1 protein-coding gene is annotated in these 232 nt (G+C 53.4%); it reads left to right on the top strand.

Annotated elements, in window-relative coordinates; translation table 11 throughout:
- Positions 1 to 160, top strand: a 160-nt coding sequence (locus tag SB822_RS61290; protein WP_410859690.1) for a M15 family metallopeptidase, incomplete at its 5' end; no start/stop codon positions are given.
- Positions 161 to 232 lie beyond the last annotated feature (72 nt).

Raw genomic sequence — 232 nt, 5'->3', positions numbered from 1 at the left:
CGTCATTTCAGAAAAAGATCCCTGGGCCATGCGAGGCTATCAGTTATATGGACAAACAGCCGAGCAGGTCGGCCTGACATGGGGCGGCCGCTGGAAAATGATGGATCTCGGGCACGTTGAATATCACAAACCCGGCTTCGTTCTCGGGCGGGGTCATTAAGCGCGGCGGCACAAGAGGTTGGAAAATGGGGCGTTCAATCAATATTTCTGGCAAAAAGCGGCAATACCAACC

The organism is Paraburkholderia sp. SIMBA_054 (assembly GCF_046534875.1).
GTDB classification, from domain to species: domain Bacteria; phylum Pseudomonadota; class Gammaproteobacteria; order Burkholderiales; family Burkholderiaceae; genus Paraburkholderia; species Paraburkholderia hospita.
This window is presented reverse-complemented; position numbering and strand designations above follow the sequence as displayed.